Origin of the sequence: Rhodobacter viridis (genome assembly GCF_003217355.1) — a bacterium.
GTDB lineage: Bacteria > Pseudomonadota > Alphaproteobacteria > Rhodobacterales > Rhodobacteraceae > Rhodobacter > Rhodobacter viridis.
In genome coordinates, this window is the sequence record NZ_QJTK01000001.1 from 516,051 (window position 1) to 534,842 (window position 18,792).

Here is an 18,792-nt window from a genome sequence, read left to right on the forward strand (position 1 = left end):
CGTTGCGGATTAGCGCAAATGCGGGCGCGAGGGAACAGCAGAACCGCTTAGGCGGCCGCGGCCTGACGCTGGGGGGCAAAGGGCTCGATCGTCAGCGAGGCGCCTTCGAAGATGCAAAACGACCCGGGCGGAACCGCGATCCAGTCGCCCTCGCCATCCTCGAGCGGCTCGGACACGACGGCCCGGCCGCGCCGGGTGTCGGACCAGCGGTGATAGAGTGTCGGCGCCAGTTCGTCCGACGCATAGCGCACCGCGTAAAGCCGTTTGCCATCGGAAAAGGCCGCGGTCAGGCGCATGTGCGGCCCCTGCCCGCGCTCGCGCGACAAGGCTTCAAGCCGCGCCGTCGCCCGTTCGAGCGCAGGCTTGGGATCGTCATCCAGCCCCTCGGACAGCGCGAGCAGAAACAACGCCTCGCTGTCGGTCGCGCCCTTGCGATGCGGGTAAAGGTGATCGGGGATCAGCATCTCGCCCGCGCGGCGAAAGGCGCTGTAGCCGCCGATCTGGCCGTTGTGCATGAAGCTCCAGCGGCCGACGACGAAAGGATGGCAGTTGTTGCGGCTGGTCGCGGTCCCGGTCGAGGCCCGCACATGGGCCAAAAAGAGCGGCGATTTCACCTGCGCAGTCAAGGACTTGAGGTTGGGGTCTGACCAGGCGGGCATGACATCGCGGTAAAGCCCGGGCTCGGGGCGCTCGCCATACCAGGCCAGACCGAAGCCATCGGCGTTGATCGACGTGTGACATTGCGTGGCGCAATGGCTCTGGTGGATCAGCGAATGCCCCGGCTTCGAGACGATATCCTCAAGAAAGATCGGTTCCCCGACATAGGCTGCCCAACGGCACATTTTCTTGCCCCAAACAGGCGGTTGGCTCCGCCCCGGTTGGCGTTGACATGATGCTGTTACAGTAACGCAATCCGGGACGGGGCGAAAGTCAGGCGTTCTCCTCGACGATCACGAGATCGCGTTCCGAGGCGCCTTTGGCATGCGCAAGCGCGGCCTGATAGGCGTCCGAATGGTAGCAGGCGACGGCGGCCTCAAGGCTCGGGAATCGCGCGACAACATTGCGCGCGCGATCATTGCCTTCGAGCTGCACATAGCGGGTGGCGCGGGCGAGGAAGACCCCGCCATGCGCCGCAATCGCCGGACCCGCGGCTGCGGCATATTTGCCGTAAGCCTCGGCGTCGAGCACCTTCACATGGGCAATCCAGAGCGCCGAGGGCATCACAGCGCCTCCAGCATGGCTTTGACCGCGGCTACGGCCTCGTCGGATTTGGCCGGATCAGCCCCGCCCGCCTGCGCCATGTCCGGGCGACCACCGCCACCCTTGCCCCCAAGCGCCGCCGCCGCGATCTTGACGATCTCGACCGCGGAAACGGTGCCGGTCTTGTCCGCCGTCACCCCCGCCGCACAGGCCGCCTTGCCGCCGGTATCGGCCACGACGAGCACCGCGCCCGAGCCGACCTTTTCCTTGAGACTGTCGACGAGCGCCGGAAGATCCTTGCCGGACACCCCCGAAACCACTTGAGCAATGAAGCGCAAGCCCTTGATTTCCAGAACTTCCGGGCCACCGGCTGCACCGCCGCCCATGGCCAGTTCGCGACGCAGCTGCGCCACTTCATTGGCCAGCGCCTTGCGTTCCTCGGCCAGCGCCTTGACCCGATCGGCCACTTCCGCGGGCGAGGTCTTCAGCATCGCCGCCACGTCCGACAGCCGCGCGTTCTGCGCCTTCAGCCAGTCGAGCGCCGCCTGACCGGTCAGCGCCTCGAAGCGCCGAACCCCCGCCGAAGACGCGCTTTCGCCAAGCGCCACGAAGGCGCCGATGTCGCCGGTGCGCTTCACATGCGTGCCGCCGCACAGCTCCAGCGAATAGGTCCGCCCGTCATGCCCCTTGCCCGAGCCAAGCTGCTCGCCCATCGAGACGACGCGGACTTCATCGCCATATTTCTCGCCAAAGAGCGCCTGCGCCCCAAGGCCGCGGGCATCGTCGGGCGTCATGATCCGGGTTTCGACCGGGGTGTTCTGCCGGATGAAGGCGTTCACCTCGGCCTCGACCGCCACCAGTTCCTCGGCCGTCATCGCCTTGCCGTGGCTGAAGTCGAAGCGCAGCCGGTCCTCGGCGTTCAGCGAGCCCTTCTGCGCGACGTGATCGCCAAGCGCGCGGCGCAGCGCCTCGTGCAGCAGGTGGGTGGCCGAGTGGTTCGCCCGAATGGCCGAGCGCCGCGCATGATCGACTTCCAGCTTCGCGGGCTGACCCTTGGCCACCTTGCCCTCGACGACCTCGCCGATGTGGATGAACACACCCGCGACCTTTTTCGTGTCGGTGATGCGGATCTCGGCGCTGTCGGTGCGGATGATGCCGTGATCGCCGACCTGACCACCGGATTCCGCGTAGAACGGCGTCTGGTTGACGACGATCTGCACCGTGCCCGTGGCCTCGGCGACCTCAGTGCCCTCGATCACCAACGCCTGGATCTGCCCCTCGGCGGTTTCGGTGTCATAGCCGAGGAATTCGGTGACGCCCGCGCGTTCCGCAATCTCGAACCAGACCTTGGCATCCTTGGCCTCGCCCGAGCCCGACCAGCTCGCCCGCGCTTTCGCCTTCTGTTCGTCCATCGCGGCATCGAAGCCCGCGGTGTCGACGGTCCGGCCCTTTTCGCGCAAAGCATCCTGCGTCAGATCGAGCGGGAAGCCATAGGTGTCGTAAAGCTTGAACGCAGCATTGCCCGGCAGCTCCGCCCCTTCGGGCAGCGCGGCGAGTTCGTCGTCCAAAAGCTTCAGACCGCGTTCCAGCGTGACCTTGAACCGGGTTTCCTCGAGCTTCAGCGTTTCCTCGATCAGCGCCTGAGCGCGGACGAGTTCGGGATAAGCCGCCCCCATCTGCCGCACCAGCGCCGGAACCAGCTTGTGCATCACCGGATCCTTCGCGCCGAGCATGTGCGCGTGACGCGCGGCCCGACGCAGGATGCGGCGCAGCACATAGCCGCGCCCGTCGTTCGAGGGCATCACGCCGTCGGCAATCAGGAATGAGGTCGAGCGCAGGTGGTCGGCGATGACGCGGTGATGCACCTTGCCCGCCCCGTCCGGATCGGCCGAGGTCGCATGCGCCGAAGCCTCGATCAGCGCCCGCATCAGATCGGTGTCGTAATTGTCGTGCTTGCCTTGCAGCAGCGCGCCGATCCGTTCCAGCCCCATGCCGGTGTCGATCGACTGCATCTCCAGTTCAACCATCGAGCCGTCTTCAAACTGCTCGTTCTGCATGAAGACGTTGTTCCAGATCTCGATGAACCGGTCGCCGTCCTCGTCCTTCGAGCCGGGCGGGCCACCCCAGATGTGATCGCCGTGATCAAAGAAAATCTCGGTGCAGGGGCCGCAAGGACCGGTCGGCCCCATCTGCCAGAAGTTGTCCTTGGTGGCGATGCGGATGATGCGCTCGTCGGTCAGGCCCGAGACCTTCTTCCAGATCGTCGCCGCCTCGTCATCGGTGTGATAGACGGTGACCAGCAGTTTGGATTTCGGAATGTCGAAATCCTTGGTCAGCAGCTCCCAGGCATAGGTGATCGCCTTTTCCTTGAAGTAATCGCCAAAGGAAAAGTTGCCGAGCATCTCGAAGAAGGTGTGGTGGCGCGCGGTATAGCCGACGTTGTCAAGGTCGTTGTGCTTGCCGCCCGCGCGGACGCATTTCTGCGCCGTCGTCGCGCGGACGTAATCGCGCTTTTCCACCCCGGTGAAGCAGTTCTTGAACTGCACCATGCCCGAGTTGGTGAACATCAGCGTCGGGTCGTTGCGGGGAACCAGCGGAGAGCTTTCCACCACGCGGTGACCGTTCTTTTCGAAGAAGGCAAGGAAGGTGGACCGGATGTCGTTCAGACTGGGCATGGGCAAGCCTTTTTTGCGGATTTCCCCCCGTTTAGCGGCCCGGCCCCGCCCTGTCCAGAAAGCAAAACGGCCGGGGATGACCCGGCCGTTCTCCTGCACCCTTCTGGTGCTGCTGCGCGCGGCAGCGGGCCTTGCGGCCTTATTCTTCGGTCAGGTCTTCCTCGCTCGGCGTGACGCCGAAATCGAGCCCGTGGCTTGCCCGGATCTTGTCTTCGATTTCATAAGCGATGTCGGGATTGTCGCGCAGGAATTGCTTGGCATTCTCGCGGCCCTGCCCGATGCGCTCGTCGCCATAGGAATACCAGGACCCCGATTTCGCCACGACCCCGGCTTTGACGCCCAGATCGACCAGCTCGCCAACCTTGGAAATGCCCTCGCCATACAGGATGTCGAATTCGACCTCGCGGAAGGGCGGCGCCACCTTGTTCTTCACCACCTTGACGCGGGTCTGGTTCCCGATCACCTCGTCGCGGTCCTTGATCGATCCGACGCGGCGAATGTCAAGACGCACGGAAGCATAGAATTTCAAGGCATTGCCGCCCGAAGTTGTCTCGGGCGAGCCGAACATCACGCCGATCTTCATGCGGATCTGGTTGATGAAGATCACCATGCAGTTCGAGCGCCCGATCGAGGCGGTCAGCTTGCGCATCGCCTGAGACATCAGACGCGCCTGCGCACCAACCGTCGCATCGCCCATGTCCCCCTCGATCTCGGCCTTCGGCGTCAGCGCCGCGACCGAGTCGACAACGACCAGACTCACCGCGCCCGAGCGCACCAGCGTGTCGACGATCTCCAGCGCCTGCTCGCCGGTGTCGGGCTGCGAGATCAGCAGCTCTTCGAGGTTCACGCCGAGTTTCTTCGCATAATAGGGGTCAAGCGCATGTTCCGCGTCGACAAAGGCGCAGACGCCCCCCTTTTTCTGCTCTTCCGCGATGCAATGCAGCGTCAGCGTGGTCTTGCCCGAGCTTTCCGGCCCGTAGATCTCGACGATGCGCCCCTTCGGCAGACCGCCGATGCCAAGCGCGATATCGAGGCCAAGCGACCCGGTCGAGGTCGCCTCGATCTCCGGCGGCGGGTTGTCGCCGCCCAGCTTCATGATCGAGCCCTTGCCGAACTGCCGTTCGATCTGCGCAAGGGCCGATTCCAGCGCCTTTTGCTTGTCTGCCTTGCCTTTGTCATTCATCTCGAACAAGCCCGTCGTTGCCATCTGTCGTCCCCTTATCCCATAGGGCGCGCGCCGCGGCAATCGACCGGGCACATCGCATTCGTTCCCCTCTTGTTCTCATGATATGAGTACATTTGAAGAACATTGCAATCAAATTCGCACCAATGAGCTTGCGCTAACATGGTTAAGAATTGGTTTAAGCGCGTTCCGAAACCAGATCCGGGCGGCTTTACCCAGACCTGTGCTTTCAGTAAGACGGGGCAAACCGTCGGGAGACTTTGGCAAATGCTGATTTTCTGGGAGCAAAGGCTGGTGTTTCTGGCAACACCGAAGGCGGGTTCGACAGCCGTCGAGGTGTCGCTCGAATCGCTCGCGAGCGTGTCGATGCAGCGCCCTGCCCCGATGAAGCACATGAGCGCCACCGAGTATCATCAAGTTCTGGCGCCCTGGCTTGCTGCCAAGGCGGGCGCGCCCTTTACCACCGTTGCGCTGATGCGCGAGCCGATCGGTTGGCTGCGCTCATGGTATCGGTTCCGCACCCGCGACGATATCGAGGACCCCGATCATCCGATGGCAGGCAAGAGCTTCGACGCCTTTGCGCAAGATTACATGGCGGCCAAACCGCCGCCGCATGCGGATATCGGCTCGCAATCTGCGCATCTCTGCGCGGCCGATGGCACGCCGCGGGTCGACCGCATCTTCCGCTACGAGGAAATTGGCTCCTTCGTGCATTTCCTCGAAGACCGACTCGATTGCGCCATCACGCTGTCGCGGGTGAACGTGCCTCCGGCCGCGGATGTCGAACTGCAGCCGGAAACCGAGGCGGCGCTGAAACGCGCCATGGCCGCAGATTTCCGGCTTTACGACAGCCTCGCCTGAACCGGGCCTCAGGAGGCCCGGGCCCGGCGGGCGATCTGGTTTTGCACCGTCGCCGTCAACTCGCTGAGCGAGAAGGGTTTCGGCAGGAAGATCGAGTTCGGGGTCGGCGGACGGCCGTCGCGGAACACGTCCTCGGCATAGCCCGAGACGAAGACGACGGCGGTCTCCGGGCGGCTTTTCAGCGCCTCGGCCACCCAGGTCGGGCCATCCATGCCGGGCATGATCACGTCAGTGACAAACACGTCGAACTGCAACTGGTCATCTTCGAGGATCCGCAGCGCCTCCTCGGCATTTTCGGCTTCGAAAACCGTGTAGCCACGCAGCTTCAACGCGCGCGAGGCGAAGGCCCGCACCGGGGCCTCGTCCTCGACCAGAAGCACCATCGCGGCGGAGTTCTCTTCGAGGCTCGGCAATTCCATCGTCGGCAGCGCCGGCTCCTGCTCGATCTCGGACGGGCGATCATGCGCTGGCAGGAACAGCGTGAAACAGGTCCCCGACCCCAGAACCGAGTCACAGAAGATGTAGCCGCCGGTCTGCTTCACGATCCCGTAGGCGGTCGAGAGGCCAAGCCCCGTGCCTTCGCCCGGTTTTTTCGTCGTGTAGAAGGGCTCGAAGATCTTGCCGAGCTTGTCGGCCGGGATCCCGACCCCTTCATCGGTGACCTTGACCACGACGTAATTGCCCTTCGGCACCGCGGCGCGGTCGCGTTTCAGATCCTCGATCAGATGCAGGTTTTCGGTCTCGATCCGGATCTCGCCGCCGCCCGGCATCGCGTCGCGCGCGTTGACGACGAGGTTCATGATCACCTGTTCCAGCTGCCGCTTGTCGGCCCGGATCGGTGCAAGGTTCGGGTCATGCGTCAGCGTCAGCACGACCTTTTCGCCGGTCAGGCGATTGAGAAGATGCGTCAGATCCGAAAGCGTATCGCGCAGATCGATGATCCGCGGCTTCAGCGTCTGCTTGCGCGAGAACGCCAGAAGCTGACCCACCAGCGAGGCCGCGCGATTCGCGTTCTGGCTGATCTGATCGAGATCGGTGTAATCCGGGTCGCCCTTGTCGTGGCGCAGCATCAGAAGATCGCAATGACCCGAGATCGCCGTGAGCAAGTTGTTGAAATCATGTGCAACCCCGCCGGCGAGCTGGCCAATGGCCTGCATCTTCTGGCTCTGCACGAACTGGCCTTCGAGCGTCTTCAGCTGCGTTGCATCCGACAGCACGGCAATCAGCCCCGGCCGCCCCTCTTCGACGACACGCGCCAGCGTCACTTGCAAGAACACCTCGCGATCGCCGCGACGGGCCCGCAGCACTTCGGGACGTCGATCGGTCCGACCGGCGACCGCATCGACGACCCAGTCATCGACCGGACGCCCCAGCCCCTCGAACAGCTCCGAGAGCTTGGTCGAGGCCGGGATCTGCCCCAGCAGCCCCCGCGCCGCGCGGTTCACCTCGATCACCCGGCCATCGACGGTCAGACGCATCAGCGCCACCGGCAAGGCCTCGAACGACACCGGATCGGTGCTCGGCGCACGGCCCGGCGCCACCGGCATCAGATAAATCTCGTCGCGCCCGCCCGCGCCGTCGATCTGCGCCACCATGCAGCGCAAGGGCCCCTCGATCGTCGCGATCTCCTGCTCCTCGCCCGAGCGGATCGGCAATTCGGTGAAGATGCGGTCGAGCGTGCGGACACGCTCGCCCACCAGTCGCCGCAAGGCTTCGTTCATGAACAGGATCGTGCCCGATTTCGAGGCCGTCAGCATCGGCAGCGAAATGCTTTCTGCACCGCGCCCGCCGACCGGACGTTCGGTCATGTCCTCGAGCCGCCACAGAAACCCGCCGCCCTCGATCTGATGCACCGAAAGCCGCACATGGCCCCGCCGCGTCACCAGATCCTCGCGCGCCGCGCCAAGCGCCGCCGCCTTCGACTGCAGCCGCGTCAGCATCCCGCCCGGATTGGCAAAAATCTCGCCCAGGGCGCGGGTCAGGGTCTGCCCCCCGCGCGAGCCGAAGCGCTCGATCGCGGCGCGGTTCTGATAGCCGATCTCGCCCTCGCTGTCGGTGGTGAAGGAGGGCGAGGCATCATGCACGATGAAGGCGGAAATCGCATTGGCGACCTGCGTGCGCCGCCGCGCCAGATAGCGCTGCGCGAGCTTCGCCAAGGCCGAAAGCAGCAGGAAACTGCCCGACATCGACAATAGCAGCGTCATCATCACGCGGTCCTGCACGAAATAGCCCGCCGCCCCGGCCGCAAGGCCAAGGATGAGCAACCACACCGCCCCGGGCGCGATCAGGGCCGCTGAACGGCCGAGGGGCTCCATGGGCTGATCGGGGTGTGCCACTGGCTTCTTCCTGCGCAGAATCGTCTCCTCGCATTGCGGGTCAATTCGGTTAAAGCCTGCTTAACAAGACTCAGCTTCAACCCAAAGGTGTATCACAAAGTTCTCGTTACGTTCACAGGCGTCGCAAGAGCGCCGCGAAGAAGCCATCGCCCCCCTCGCGCGGGCTCAGGCGACGCCGACTGAGCAGCGCGAAACCACCGCGCTCCAGAAAGGCATCTACCCTTGCGTCATTCTCGACCGCAAGCAGCGAGCAGGTCATGTACAAAAGCTGCCCGCCCGGGGCAACATGGCGTGCGGTCGCCGTCAGGATTTCGTCTTGCAGCGCCGTCAGCTCCGCAAGCCGCGCCGGGGTCAGCCGCCATTTCGCTTCCGGCGTCCGCCGCCAGGTGCCCGAGCCTGAACAGGGCGCATCGACCATCACCAGATCGAAGAGCCCCGAGACCTTGCCCGGATCGGCGAGCGTGATCCGCGCCCCGGCCCGCGCCGCCCGCGGAGCAATGTCCCTCATCCGCGCCGCATCCACATCATGCGCGGTGATCGCGGCACCCGGATGCGCCGCGGCCAGCGCCAGCGCCTTGCCGCCACCGCCCGCACAATAATCCAAAACCCGCGCCCGCTGCGGCAGGGATATCCCCTCCAGCACCGCCTGCGAGGCGACATCCTGCAGCTCGACAAGCCCGCGCATGTAGGCCTGCGAAGCCGACACCCGCCGTGCCCCCGAAAGCACCCGCAAGGCAGTCCTCGCCAGCGGATGCGGCTCCGCCGCGATCCCGTCATCCGCCAGCGCCGCAAGGGCCTGCGCGAGCGTTCCCTTGGTCAGGTTGACGCGCAGAAAGACTGGCGCGCGCACCTGCATCGCTGCCGACACCTCGGCGAAATCCGCGCCCAGATCGGCGCGAAGCTGCTCAAGAAGCCACTCGGGCCAGTCGCGCGCCACGAGATCCTCGGCCGCGGGCGCGGCGGACGCGAGAACGGCCAGTTCCTCGGCACCCAGCGGCGCGGGCGCATGGCCCTCGCCGGTGAAGACCGTCGCCGGATCGATCGCCTCTGCCCGGCACATGCCCAGCATCAGACCCCGCCCGCTCGCCCCGCCGCCAAGCGCCGCATAGCTGCCCCGACAGCGCAACGCATCATAGACATGGTCGCGCACGGCCGCCCGATCCCCCGATCCTGCGAAGCGGTTCGCCCGGCCCCAGTTCGTCAGCGCACGCTCGGCCGGCTCGCCCGCCGCAATGGCGTCAAGCAGCGAAATGGCAGCGGCAATCCGGGCAGCGGGGGTCATGGGCACTCCTTTGCTCAACACCTAACCGCCTTGACGCAAAACGAAAAGGCCCCGCCGCAGCAGAGCCTTTCGAAACGATTCAGGAAAACTCGAAGTTCCGATTTTCCTTGGCAAAATACGCACTCTCATACTTTTGGGGGGTGCGGGGGGCGCAGCCCCCCGCGGGTCGCCTCGGGCTGCGCCCGAGGCGAAACCTCAATGCGCCGACGCCCCTGCCGCGCCCAGCCCGGTTTCCGAACGCACGAATTGCGCATCATACCCGGCCTTGTCCTTCGCCGCCCGGGCCGAGCTGTCGGTGACCGAGAACAGCCAGATCGCGCCAAAGGTCGTCGCCATCGAAAAGAGCGCATATTGCGACCACGGGAAGATCGGCGTTTCGAACTTGAACACGTCGACCCAGACCGCCGGGCCAAGCACGACGAGCACGATCGAGGTGAGCAGCCCGATCAGCCCGCCCACAAAGGCGCCGCGCGTCGTCATGCCCCGCCAGAAGATCGACAGGAACAGGACCGGGAAGTTGACCGAGGCCGCCAGACCGAAGGCCAGACCCACCATGAAGGCGATGTTCTGGTTCTCGAAGAGCAGCCCCAGCACGATCGCGAGCACCCCAAGCACCAGCGTCGCGATGCGCGAGACCCGCATCTCCGCCTTGTCGGCCGCAGCGCCCTTCTTCACCACATTGGCGTAAAGGTCATGCGCAACGGCCGAGGCGCCCGAGAGCGCCAACCCCGACACGACCGCCAGAATGGTCGCAAACGCCACCGCCGAGATGAAGCCGAGGAACAGGTTCCCGCCCACCGCCTTGGCGAGGTGAATGGCCGCCATGTTGCCGCCGCCGATGATGCCCTTGGCGTCGAGGAACTCGGGGTTCTTGCCGACCAGCGTGATCGCAAGGAAACCGATCGTCGTCGTCAGGACGAAGAAATAGGCCACGAATCCGGTGGCATAGAAGACGGACTTGCGCGCCTCCTTGGCATCGGGAACGGTGAAGAAGCGCATCAGGATATGCGGCAGACCGGCCGGGCCGAACATCAGCGCCAGCGCCAGCGACACGCCCGACACCCAATCCGTCACCAAAGGCGTCGGCTCGAGGATCGCGGCCCCTTTCGCATGGTTCGCCAGCGCCTCGGCCATCAGCCGCTCGGGCGAAAAGCCGAATTGCGCGAGGCCAAGGATCACCAGCAGCGTCGCCCCCGAGAGTAGCATGACCGCCTTGACGATCTGCACCCAGGTCGTCGCCAGCATGCCGCCGAAGGTGACGTAAAGCACCATCAGCACGCCCACCATGACCACCGCATAGCTGTAGGGCAGCCCGAAGAGCAGCTGGATCAGCTTGCCCGCCCCCACCATCTGCGCGATCAGGTAGAACACGACGACCGTCAGCGCGCCAAGCGCCGACAGCGCCCGGATCCGGGTCTGTTCGAGGCGGAACGAGGTGATGTCGGCAAAGGTGAACTTGCCCAGATTGCGCAGCCGCTCGGCGATCAGGAACAGGATGAAGGGCCAGCCGACGGTGAAGCCGACCGTATAGATGGCACCATCGACGCCCTTGGCAAAGACCATGCCGGAAATGCCCAGAAAGGCCGCCGCCGACATGTAATCGCCCGCGATCGCAAGACCGTTCTGGAAGCCGGTGATGCCACCGCCCGCCGTGTAGAAATCGGCCGTCGATTTCGTCCGTTTCGCCGCCCAGCCGGTCAGCACGAGCGTCGCGAGCACGAAGAAGACGAACATGCCGATGGCGGTCCAGTTCGTCGGCGCCTTTTGCACCTCACCCTGGATGGCTTCGCCCACGGCCAGCGCGGGACTTGCAGCGGCCGCAAAAAGGGCAGCAAGAACAATGCGTTTCATCATCTACCTCAGTTGCGCAGAACGTCTTTGAGCATCCGGTCGAACTCGCCATTGGCGCGCCGCGAATAGATGCCGGTAAGAAGGAACGAGAGCGCCAGAACCCCGAAGCCCGCGATCAGCCCAAGGCTCCACGAGCCCAGAAGCGGCGCGGCAAAGGCCGCAGGTTGCAGGATCGCGAAAGCGATATAGGCCACATAGACCACGCAGATCAGCGCCGTCAGCGTCAGCGAAAATCGGTTCCGCCGAGCCACGAGCGCCTTGAACTCGGGCTTGGCGAGGATCTTCTGGTGAATGTCTGTCATCCCGTCCTCCTCTTAATGACGGGTCTCGGTAGCGCCGCGTTAACGATCCGCAAAGCGTCGCGGCAGCGCAGCGTAATATTCTTGCGCGACCGCCGCGGCGCCCCCGGCGAAATCCGGGGCAAATGTTGCAAAACCTTTCACAAAGTTAATCTCATGTTGCAGAGCCGCAAAGTTGCTGCCCAAATAACGCGCACTTCGAGGGTGTCGACGGCCGCAAACCCCCACCCATTCGCTGAGCGCGATTCGGCTATGCGCTTGCCGCATTGCAGAACCAGCCCGACCTTGGTCGCAGATTACTGCCGCAGCAGGCGCGCCTCGGCAGCGTCGGCCTTGGCCCAGCGTTGCACGCCCTCGGTGATCGCCTTCACCATCTGCGCGCGCCAGCTTTCGTCATGGAGCCGCGCCCGGTCGATGTCCGAGGACATGAACCCAAGCTCCAGCAGTGCCGAGGGAATGTCGGGCGAGCGCAGCACGGCGAAATCCGCCCCCTGCACCGGATGACGGTGCATGCGCAGCCCCTCGCCCTTGATCGCGCCCGCCAGCACCTGCCCGAAGCGCACCGCGCGCGGCTGGGTTTCCGTGCGCGCGAGATCCATCAGCACCCCTGCGACCGCATCATCATGCCCGGCCAGATCGACACCCGCCAAGAGATCGGCGCGGTCGTGCCGCTCGGCCAGTTTCTGCGCCGCGCTGTCCGAGGCCGTCTCGTCAAACAGATAGACGGTCGAGCCCATCGCCTCGCCCTCGGGCAGCGCATCGGCATGCAGCGACAGAAACAGATCGGCCCCGGTTTCATGTGCCAGCGTCAGACGGGTTTCGAGCGGCACGAAGACGTTTTCCTCGCGCGTCATCGTCACCTCGATGCCCGCGCGGGTCAGCGCTTCCTTCAGTTCGCGCGCGAAGGTCAGCACCAGCACCGCCTCGGAATAGCCGTCGTCCTCGGCACCGGGGTCGATGCCGCCATGCCCGGGATCAATCACCACCCGCAGGGGCGCCGAGCCGTCCTGCCGCCGATGCGGCGCGGCCACCGGCGCCGGCTGCGGCAGATCCCAGAGCGCCGATTGCGCGGCACCATCATGGGCGACGAAGTCTGTCGCCTCGACCCGTTCGAGCACCAGATGCAGGTTCGGCGTCTCGCCGGTGCGCTCCTCGGCCGAGACGAGCTTCACCGGACCGTTCAACTCGGCGACAAAGCGCGACCAGCCCGGCCGGAACGCCCCCCAGCGGATTTCGCCCAATAGCCCGCGCTGCGCGTAATCCTTTGGATTGGCGGCGGAAAAATCGACCTCGCGGAAGTCGACGACGAGCCGCGGCGGGTTGTCGAGCAGGAAGGCGCGGAACGGCACCGGCTGGCTCAGGCCCAGCGTCACCTCGGTCACGAAGGCCGAGGGTTGCGCAATCGCGGTGCGGGCGGGCTCAAGCCGCGCCAGCGCCGAAAGCTCCGGCCCCTGCGCCAGCGCAGGAGCCCCAAGCGCCAAAAGCGCCGCGAGGACGAGGGAAAGACGTGCCATGCCTGCTCCGTTTTTCGTCACTATAGCGCAAGCGGCCGGGCACGGGAATCCCCCGCTCAGCGCGACGCCATGAAACGGGTCAGGCGGTCGAGCCCTTCCTCGATATCGGCCGTCGCGCGGGCATAGGAAAAGCGCAGGGTGGTGGCGCCGCGTACCGGGTCGAAATCGAGCCCCGGCGTCACCGCAACCCCCGCCTTTTCAAGCACTTCCGCGGCAAAGGCGCGGCTGTCCGTGGTCAGGTCCGAGACATCGGCATAGATATAGAAGGCCCCATCCGGCGGCGCGATTTTCGTGAAGCCCGCCTTCGGCAGCCGATCCAGCATCAGCGCCCGGTTCGCCGCATAGACGGCCCGGTTCGCCTCCAGCTCCTCGGTCGCGTCAAGCGCGGCAAGGGCTGCGATTTGCGACGCATGCGGCGGGCAGATGAACAGGTTCTGCGCCAGCCGCTCGACGGTGCGGATATGGGCTTCGGGCACCACCATCCAGCCCAGCCGCCAGCCGGTCATGCTGAAGTATTTCGAAAACGAGTTGATCACATAGGCCTCGTCGCCGATTTCCAGCGCCGAAACCGCGCGGTCTTCGTAATGCAGACCGTGGTAGATCTCGTCGGACACGAAGGCCAGATCGCGCTCGGCCGCGGTGGTCATCAGCGCGGCAAGCTCGGCCCGGCCCAGCATCGTGCCGGACGGGTTGCCGGGCGAGGCGACGATCAGCCCCTGCACATCGGCCGGGATCTCGGAGGGCACCGGCTGATAACGGTTCTCGGCCCGGGTCAGGATATCGACCGGCGTCACCGACATCGCGCGCAGGATCTGCCGATAACTCGGATAGCCCGGCGCCCCGAGCGCCACCCTGTCGCCCGCATCAAAAAGCGCCGAGAAGGCCAGGATGAAGGCCCCCGACGAGCCGGGCGTCACCACGACGCGATCGGGGTTCAGATCGACGCCATACCAGCGCTGGTAAAGATCGGCGATGCCCCGGCGCAGCTCGGGCAGGCCAAGCGCGACCGTATAGCCAAGGCTGTCACGCTCCAGCGCCGCCGCCATCGCCTGACGCGCCAAGGCGGGCGCGGGCGTCGAGGGCTGGCCCACCTCCATGTGAATGATGTGGCGGCCCGCCGCCTCGGCCGCGCGGGCGGCTTCCATCACATCCATCACGATGAAGGGATCGACTTGTCCCCGGTTCGAAAATCGCATCGCTTCCTCCGTGGTTTGGCGGCGGCCATAGGCCCGGCGGCGGCGCGGGTCAATGGCGAAACCGTGCAACCCCGGTCTGCTTTTCCCTTGCACCCCGCGTCGGGTTTGGCCACTCTCGCGCCGACTTGATACGGCCCCGAAAGGACCCCGGATGAAACGCCTCTCGCTTGCAGCCCTCGCGCTTGCCGCCAGCTTCGGCACGCCCGCCGCAGCGCTTGATCTGTCCACCATGACGCCCGCGGAAAAGGCCGCTTTCGGCGAAGCGGTGAAAAGCTACCTGATGGAGAACCCCGAGGTTCTGGTCGAAGCGATCAACAAGCTCGAGGAACGTCAGCAGGCGGCGCAGGCCGACAATGACAAGGTTCTGGTGCAGACCAACGCCGACGACATCTTCCATTTCGCGGGCGACTGGGTTGGCGGCAATCCCGATGGCGACGTGACGATGGTCGAATTCATCGATTACAAATGCACCTATTGCAAGAAGGCCTATGAGGTCGTCGACGAGGTGCTGAAGAAGGACGGCAAGGTCCGCTTCGTGGTGAAGGAATTCCCGATCCTCTCCGATCAGTCGGTGCTGGCGGCCCGGTTCGCTCTCGCCACGCGGATGGTCGCGGGCGACGCGGCTTATGAAAAGGTGCACAACGCGCTGATGGTGTTTCGCGGCGACATCACGCTCGACAGTCTGAAACGGCTGGCGGCGGATGAAAAGATCGACGCCGAGGCGGTGATCACGAAGATGAACACCGAAGAGGTGACGGCGGTTCTGCGCGCGAATGCGCAACTTGCCGAGCGGATGGCGATTTCGGGCACGCCCGCCTTTGTCGTCGGCGGGCAACTGCTGCGCGGCTATGCGCCCGCCGAGGCGATGGCGCAGATCATCGCAGACGAGCGCGGCTGAGCGTCGCCACAAAGGTTTCGAAAGGGGGCTTCGGCCCCCTTTTCAGTTTGCGCTCCAGCGCACCAGCGCCTCGGCGGCGCTGAGGCGGCTCCGCGCCGATCCCGCCCCGATCGCGCCCGGCGTGCGCGAAAGCTTCGGCGCGGGCGCAGGTTGCGTCAGCCCCTCATGCGCAAGATAGGTGCCGCGGGCGCGGTTGTGCGGATGGGCGGCGGCCTCGGCGAGGCTCAGGACGGGGGTCGCACAGGCGTCGCTGCCGTCGAAGATCGCCTCCCACTCCGCCCGGGTGCGCTCGGCAAACCGTGCCGCCAGCGCCGCATGCAGTGCGGGCCAGTTGGCGCGATCGCCCCGGTCGGGCAGCTCGCCCGGGGCAAAGCCCGCAAGGCGCTGAAACTCGGCCCAGAATTTCTCCTCGAGCGGGCCAATGGCGAAATGCCCGCCGCAGGCGCAGCGATAGACGTTGTAATGGGGCGCGCCGCCATCGAGCAGATTGCCCCCGCGCGGCGCCTGCCAGAGCCCCTGCCCGGCCATGCCGGAAATCATCCCCATCAGATGCGCCACCCCATCGGTGATCGCCGCATCGACCACCTGCCCCTGCCCGGTCGCGCGGGCGCTCAGGATCGCGGCCAGCATCCCGAAGGCGAGATAAAGCCCGCCACCGCCGAAATCTCCGACCAGGTTCAGCGGCAGAACCGGCGTCTCGGTCGTGCCGATCGCGCCAAGCGCCCCCGAGAGCGCGACGTAATTGATGTCATGCCCCGCGGTTTGCGCCAGTGGCCCGCTTTGACCCCAACCGGTCATGCGGCCGTAAACGAGACGCGGATTTTCGGGAAAGTCATCCGGCCCAAGCCCCAGACGTTCCATCGCGCCCGGGCGCATCCCCTCGATCAGCGCATCGGCGCGCAGGATCAGGCTGCGCGCGACCGCCTTGCCCTCGGGGGTTTTCAAATCAACTTCCAACACATCGCGACCACGGTCGAGCGGATCGGTCGCCATGCCCAGCACATGCGCCGCAGCGCCCTGCGCCCCCGGACGGGCAAGCCGGATCACCTCGGCTCCCATGTCGGCCATCAGCTGTGCGGTGAAGGGCGTCGGGCCAAGGCCCGAAATCTCGACGATGCGCAATCCCGCCAAGGGGCCTTTGGTCATGCAATCCTCCGCCTGAAAAGGCCGGGGGCTTTGCGCCTCCGGATCCAGGCAGCGTATTGCCACCAAGGAAAAGCGGAAGCGTTACGCTGCGTCAGCAGGCGCGGCAGCAGCCGGGTCGGGGCGGTGATGCTCGTTGAAATATTCCCATTCGCCGACCTTGCGGCCATCGGGCAGCTTGCAGCTCGCATCGCCCCCCGGGGTCATCTCGTTGAGCAGAACCTCGCCACCCTGTTCGACGCAATAGGCCGAGGCCGGGTTCGCCATGCCGATCGGCTTGTCGGCAGAAGGGGCAGCTTCGGTGCAGGCGGCAAGCGCAAGAAGCAACAGCGGAAGATATTTCATCGTGACCTCAATGGAACAGCGGACGAGTCAACGCGAGCATCCCACAGAGATCCGCCCGGGGCCAGCGATGATTGCGCCCGCGCGATGGGTCACGAGGACGCCTTGTCCTCCAGTGTCAGCCATTCTTCCTCGGCCGCGGCCAGCGCCGCTTCACGCTCGACAAGCATCTCGGAGGCCTTGGCGAATTTCACCGGTTCGCGGGTGAACAGATCGGGGTCCGACAGCAGCTCGTGCAGCTTGCCGATCTCGCGCTCGAGCTTTTCGATGATCCCGGGCAGCGCCTCGAGCCGATGTTTCTCGGTGAAGGTCAGGCCCGCCTTCTTGACCACCTCTTTCGGGGCCTCGGCCGCCTTTTTCGGCGCGGCTTTCTCGGCCGCAGGCGGGGCCTCGGTCAGGGCCTTCTGCGTCTGATAGTCGGTCCAGCCGCCCGCATAGACCGTGGCCTTGCCGTCGCCCTCCATCGCGATCGTGGTCGTCGCCACGCGGTCGATGAAATCGCGATCGTGGCTGACCAGAAGCACGGTGCCGTCATACTCGCCCAGAATATCCTGAAGCAGATCAAGGGTTTCGACGTCGAGATCGTTCGTCGGCTCGTCGAGCACCAGCAGGTTCGAGGGCTTGGCCATGATCCGCGCCAGCAGCAGCCGCGCCCGCTCGCCGCCCGAGAGGGAGCCGATCGGCGCGCGGGCCTGTTGCTCGTCAAACAGGAAGTCCTTCAGGTAGGCCACGACATGCTTGGGCTGGCCGCGCACCATCACCTGATCGGCGCGCCCCGAGACCCGCATCTCGGGATCGTTCACCAGCCCGTCCCAGAGCGTCATCGAGAAATCGAGCGTCGAGCGGGTCTGATCGAAAACCGCCATGTCCAGATTGGTGCCCTGCGTGACCGTGCCCGCATCGGGGGCGAGTTCCCCGGTCAGCATCTTCAGAAGCGTCGTCTTGCCGACGCCATTCGGGCCGACAAAGGCGACCCGGTCGCCGCGCAGCACGCGCAGATCGAAATTCTTCACGATGGTCTTCGCGCCGAAGCTTTTCACCAGCCCCTTCGCTTCGATCACCCGCTTGCCCGAAACCGGACCGCTTTCGAGTTCCATCAAGGCCGTGCCCTGACGGCGGATCTGCCCGGCCCGCTCGGCCCGCAGCGCCTGCAGCGCGCGGACCCGGCCCATGTTGCGCTTCCTGCGCGCCGAAATCCCCTCGACCGCCCATTTCGCTTCCGCCTTGATCTTGCGGTCGAGCTTGTGGCGCGCGTCGTCTTCCTCGGCCCAGGTGGTTTCGCGCCATTCCTCGAAATGCTCGAAGCCCTTTTCCAGCCGCCGCACCTCGCCCCGGTCGATCCAGAGCACCGCCTGCGTCAGATGCCGCAGAAAGGCGCGGTCGTGCGAGATCAACACGTAAGCCGTGCGGGTGTCGCGCAGATACGCCTCAAGCCAGCCGATCGCCTGAATATCGAGGTGGTTGGTGGGTTCGTCGAGCAGCATCAGCTCGGGCGACTCAGCCAGAAGCTTGGCCAGCGCGGCGCGGCGGCGCTCGCCGCCCGAGGCAGTCGCAACCGGCGCGTCGGGGCGGAACTTCAGCCCCTCGGCCACCATCTCGATGCGATAGCGCTCGGCCTCGGCCAGCCCCGAGGCGGCGTAATCGCCCAAAGTGGCAAAGGCCGACAGATCCGGCTCCTGCTCCATGTAGCCGACGCGGGTGCCCGTCGGCACGACCCGGCTGCCCTGATCGGGTTCGACAAGACCGGCCATCACCTTCATCAGCGTCGACTTGCCCGAGCCATTGCGGCCCACAAGCGCGACGCGGTCGCCCTCCTGCACGGTCAGGTCGAGACCATCATAAAGGGGATTGCCGCCGAAAGTCAGCGAGATCGAGGAAAGCTGGAGAAGAGGTGCGCGTGCCATGCGCTTCCGCTAGCCGGGCGGCGCAAAAAGGTCAACGGTGACGAGGGCGCCGCCCGCCGCGACGGGCTGCTGCGCAAGTTTCCGCACATTCCGGAAATCCCGAATGTG

The 18,792-nt window shown here is 65.5% G+C and carries 15 protein-coding genes; 2 read left to right on the top strand and 13 right to left on the bottom strand.

All coding sequences use genetic code 11. The annotated features are described in order from the left end of the window. Positions 1-47 precede the first annotated feature (47 nt). The 4 genes from C8J30_RS02475 to recA all read right to left on the bottom strand — a co-directional run bounded on the left by C8J30_RS02475 (position 48) and on the right by recA (position 5,082). Positions 48-842, bottom strand: coding sequence for a class II glutamine amidotransferase (locus C8J30_RS02475; RefSeq protein WP_110804126.1), 795 nt, complete (start codon positions 840-842; stop codon positions 48-50). An 88-nt stretch (positions 843-930) separates the two neighbouring features. Continuing rightward, positions 931-1,221 carry a DUF1330 domain-containing protein gene (locus tag C8J30_RS02480; RefSeq protein ID WP_110804127.1) on the bottom strand — a complete coding sequence of 97 codons (291 nt, stop codon included), beginning with the start codon at positions 1,219-1,221 and terminating at the stop codon, positions 931-933. Next, positions 1,221-3,875, bottom strand: a complete 2,655-nt coding sequence (gene alaS / locus C8J30_RS02485) for an alanine--tRNA ligase (protein ID WP_110804128.1) — start codon at positions 3,873-3,875, stop codon at positions 1,221-1,223. Before alaS ends, C8J30_RS02480 begins: the two co-directional genes overlap by 1 nt. Before the next feature lie 139 nt (positions 3,876-4,014). Beyond that, positions 4,015-5,082: a recombinase RecA gene (recA, locus tag C8J30_RS02490; protein WP_110804129.1), complete on the bottom strand. Its 1,068-nt coding sequence runs from the start codon at positions 5,080-5,082 to the stop codon at positions 4,015-4,017. A gap of 243 nt (positions 5,083-5,325) precedes the next feature. Between recA and C8J30_RS02495 the strand changes: the two genes are divergently transcribed. Continuing rightward, the gene (locus C8J30_RS02495; protein WP_110804130.1) at positions 5,326-5,919 is read left to right on the top strand and encodes a hypothetical protein; all 594 of its coding nucleotides are present in this window, start codon (positions 5,326-5,328) and stop codon (positions 5,917-5,919) included. Positions 5,920-5,927: 8 nt separating this feature from the next. Here the strand turns inward: C8J30_RS02495 and C8J30_RS02500 are convergent, their stop codons facing one another. From C8J30_RS02500 to C8J30_RS02525, 6 genes are all read right to left on the bottom strand, one after another. Beyond that, positions 5,928-8,234: an ATP-binding response regulator gene (locus C8J30_RS02500; RefSeq protein WP_110804131.1), complete on the bottom strand. Its 2,307-nt coding sequence runs from the start codon at positions 8,232-8,234 to the stop codon at positions 5,928-5,930. Positions 8,235-8,367: 133 nt separating this feature from the next. Continuing rightward, complete coding sequence (locus C8J30_RS02505; RefSeq protein WP_110804132.1) at positions 8,368-9,537, bottom strand: RsmB/NOP family class I SAM-dependent RNA methyltransferase; 1,170 nt, start codon at positions 9,535-9,537, stop codon at positions 8,368-8,370. Between the two features lie 195 nt (positions 9,538-9,732). Further along, positions 9,733-11,388 carry a cation acetate symporter gene (locus C8J30_RS02510; RefSeq protein ID WP_110804293.1) on the bottom strand — a complete coding sequence of 552 codons (1,656 nt, stop codon included), beginning with the start codon at positions 11,386-11,388 and terminating at the stop codon, positions 9,733-9,735. Positions 11,389-11,396: 8 nt separating this feature from the next. Beyond that, complete coding sequence (locus tag C8J30_RS02515) at positions 11,397-11,690, bottom strand: DUF485 domain-containing protein (RefSeq protein WP_110804133.1); 294 nt, start codon at positions 11,688-11,690, stop codon at positions 11,397-11,399. 293 nt (positions 11,691-11,983) lie between these two features. Further along, positions 11,984-13,201 carry an N-acetylmuramoyl-L-alanine amidase gene (locus C8J30_RS02520; protein ID WP_110804134.1) on the bottom strand — a complete coding sequence of 406 codons (1,218 nt, stop codon included), beginning with the start codon at positions 13,199-13,201 and terminating at the stop codon, positions 11,984-11,986. 56 nt (positions 13,202-13,257) lie between these two features. Beyond that, positions 13,258-14,397 carry a pyridoxal phosphate-dependent aminotransferase gene (locus tag C8J30_RS02525; RefSeq protein WP_110804135.1) on the bottom strand — a complete coding sequence of 380 codons (1,140 nt, stop codon included), beginning with the start codon at positions 14,395-14,397 and terminating at the stop codon, positions 13,258-13,260. A gap of 151 nt (positions 14,398-14,548) precedes the next feature. Here C8J30_RS02525 and C8J30_RS02530 point away from each other — a divergent pair, with 151 nt between their 5' ends. After that, entirely contained in the window at positions 14,549-15,295 is a 747-nt protein-coding gene (locus C8J30_RS02530) for a DsbA family protein (protein ID WP_110804136.1), read from the top strand. Positions 15,296-15,337: 42 nt separating this feature from the next. On the opposite strand, the gene C8J30_RS02535 is transcribed toward C8J30_RS02530, so the two are convergent. The 3 genes from C8J30_RS02535 to C8J30_RS02545 all read right to left on the bottom strand — a co-directional run bounded on the left by C8J30_RS02535 (position 15,338) and on the right by C8J30_RS02545 (position 18,684). Continuing rightward, entirely contained in the window at positions 15,338-16,441 is a 1,104-nt protein-coding gene (locus C8J30_RS02535) for a CaiB/BaiF CoA transferase family protein (RefSeq protein WP_110804137.1), read from the bottom strand. Between the two features lie 81 nt (positions 16,442-16,522). Further along, positions 16,523-16,783, bottom strand: a complete 261-nt coding sequence (locus C8J30_RS02540; RefSeq protein WP_110804138.1) for a putative hemolysin — start codon at positions 16,781-16,783, stop codon at positions 16,523-16,525. A gap of 89 nt (positions 16,784-16,872) precedes the next feature. Beyond that, on the bottom strand, positions 16,873-18,684 hold the full coding sequence (locus C8J30_RS02545) for an ABC-F family ATP-binding cassette domain-containing protein (RefSeq protein WP_110804139.1): 1,812 nt from the start codon (positions 18,682-18,684) through the stop codon (positions 16,873-16,875). Between the last annotated feature and the right edge of the window lie 108 nt (positions 18,685-18,792).

Bases quoted from the DNA above. Each gene is read 5' to 3' on its own strand.
- C8J30_RS02505 (WP_110804132.1), bottom strand. From the start codon at position 9,537: ATGACCCCCGCTGCCCGGATTGCCGCTGCCATTTCGCTGCTTGACGCC.
- C8J30_RS02525 (WP_110804135.1), bottom strand. From the start codon at position 14,397: ATGCGATTTTCGAACCGGGGACAAGTCGATCCCTTCATCGTGATGGAT.
- C8J30_RS02475 (WP_110804126.1), bottom strand. From the start codon at position 842: ATGTGCCGTTGGGCAGCCTATGTCGGGGAACCGATCTTTCTTGAGGAT.
- C8J30_RS02480 (WP_110804127.1), bottom strand. From the start codon at position 1,221: ATGCCCTCGGCGCTCTGGATTGCCCATGTGAAGGTGCTCGACGCCGAG.
- C8J30_RS02535 (WP_110804137.1), bottom strand. From the start codon at position 16,441: ATGACCAAAGGCCCCTTGGCGGGATTGCGCATCGTCGAGATTTCGGGC.
- C8J30_RS02520 (WP_110804134.1), bottom strand. From the start codon at position 13,201: ATGGCACGTCTTTCCCTCGTCCTCGCGGCGCTTTTGGCGCTTGGGGCT.
- alaS (WP_110804128.1), bottom strand. From the start codon at position 3,875: ATGCCCAGTCTGAACGACATCCGGTCCACCTTCCTTGCCTTCTTCGAA.
- C8J30_RS02540 (WP_110804138.1), bottom strand. From the start codon at position 16,783: ATGAAATATCTTCCGCTGTTGCTTCTTGCGCTTGCCGCCTGCACCGAA.
- C8J30_RS02515 (WP_110804133.1), bottom strand. From the start codon at position 11,690: ATGACAGACATTCACCAGAAGATCCTCGCCAAGCCCGAGTTCAAGGCG.
- C8J30_RS02495 (WP_110804130.1), top strand. From the start codon at position 5,326: ATGCTGATTTTCTGGGAGCAAAGGCTGGTGTTTCTGGCAACACCGAAG.
- C8J30_RS02510 (WP_110804293.1), bottom strand. From the start codon at position 11,388: ATGAAACGCATTGTTCTTGCTGCCCTTTTTGCGGCCGCTGCAAGTCCC.
- recA (WP_110804129.1), bottom strand. From the start codon at position 5,082: ATGGCAACGACGGGCTTGTTCGAGATGAATGACAAAGGCAAGGCAGAC.
- C8J30_RS02500 (WP_110804131.1), bottom strand. From the start codon at position 8,234: ATGGAGCCCCTCGGCCGTTCAGCGGCCCTGATCGCGCCCGGGGCGGTG.
- C8J30_RS02530 (WP_110804136.1), top strand. From the start codon at position 14,549: ATGAAACGCCTCTCGCTTGCAGCCCTCGCGCTTGCCGCCAGCTTCGGC.
- C8J30_RS02545 (WP_110804139.1), bottom strand. From the start codon at position 18,684: ATGGCACGCGCACCTCTTCTCCAGCTTTCCTCGATCTCGCTGACTTTC.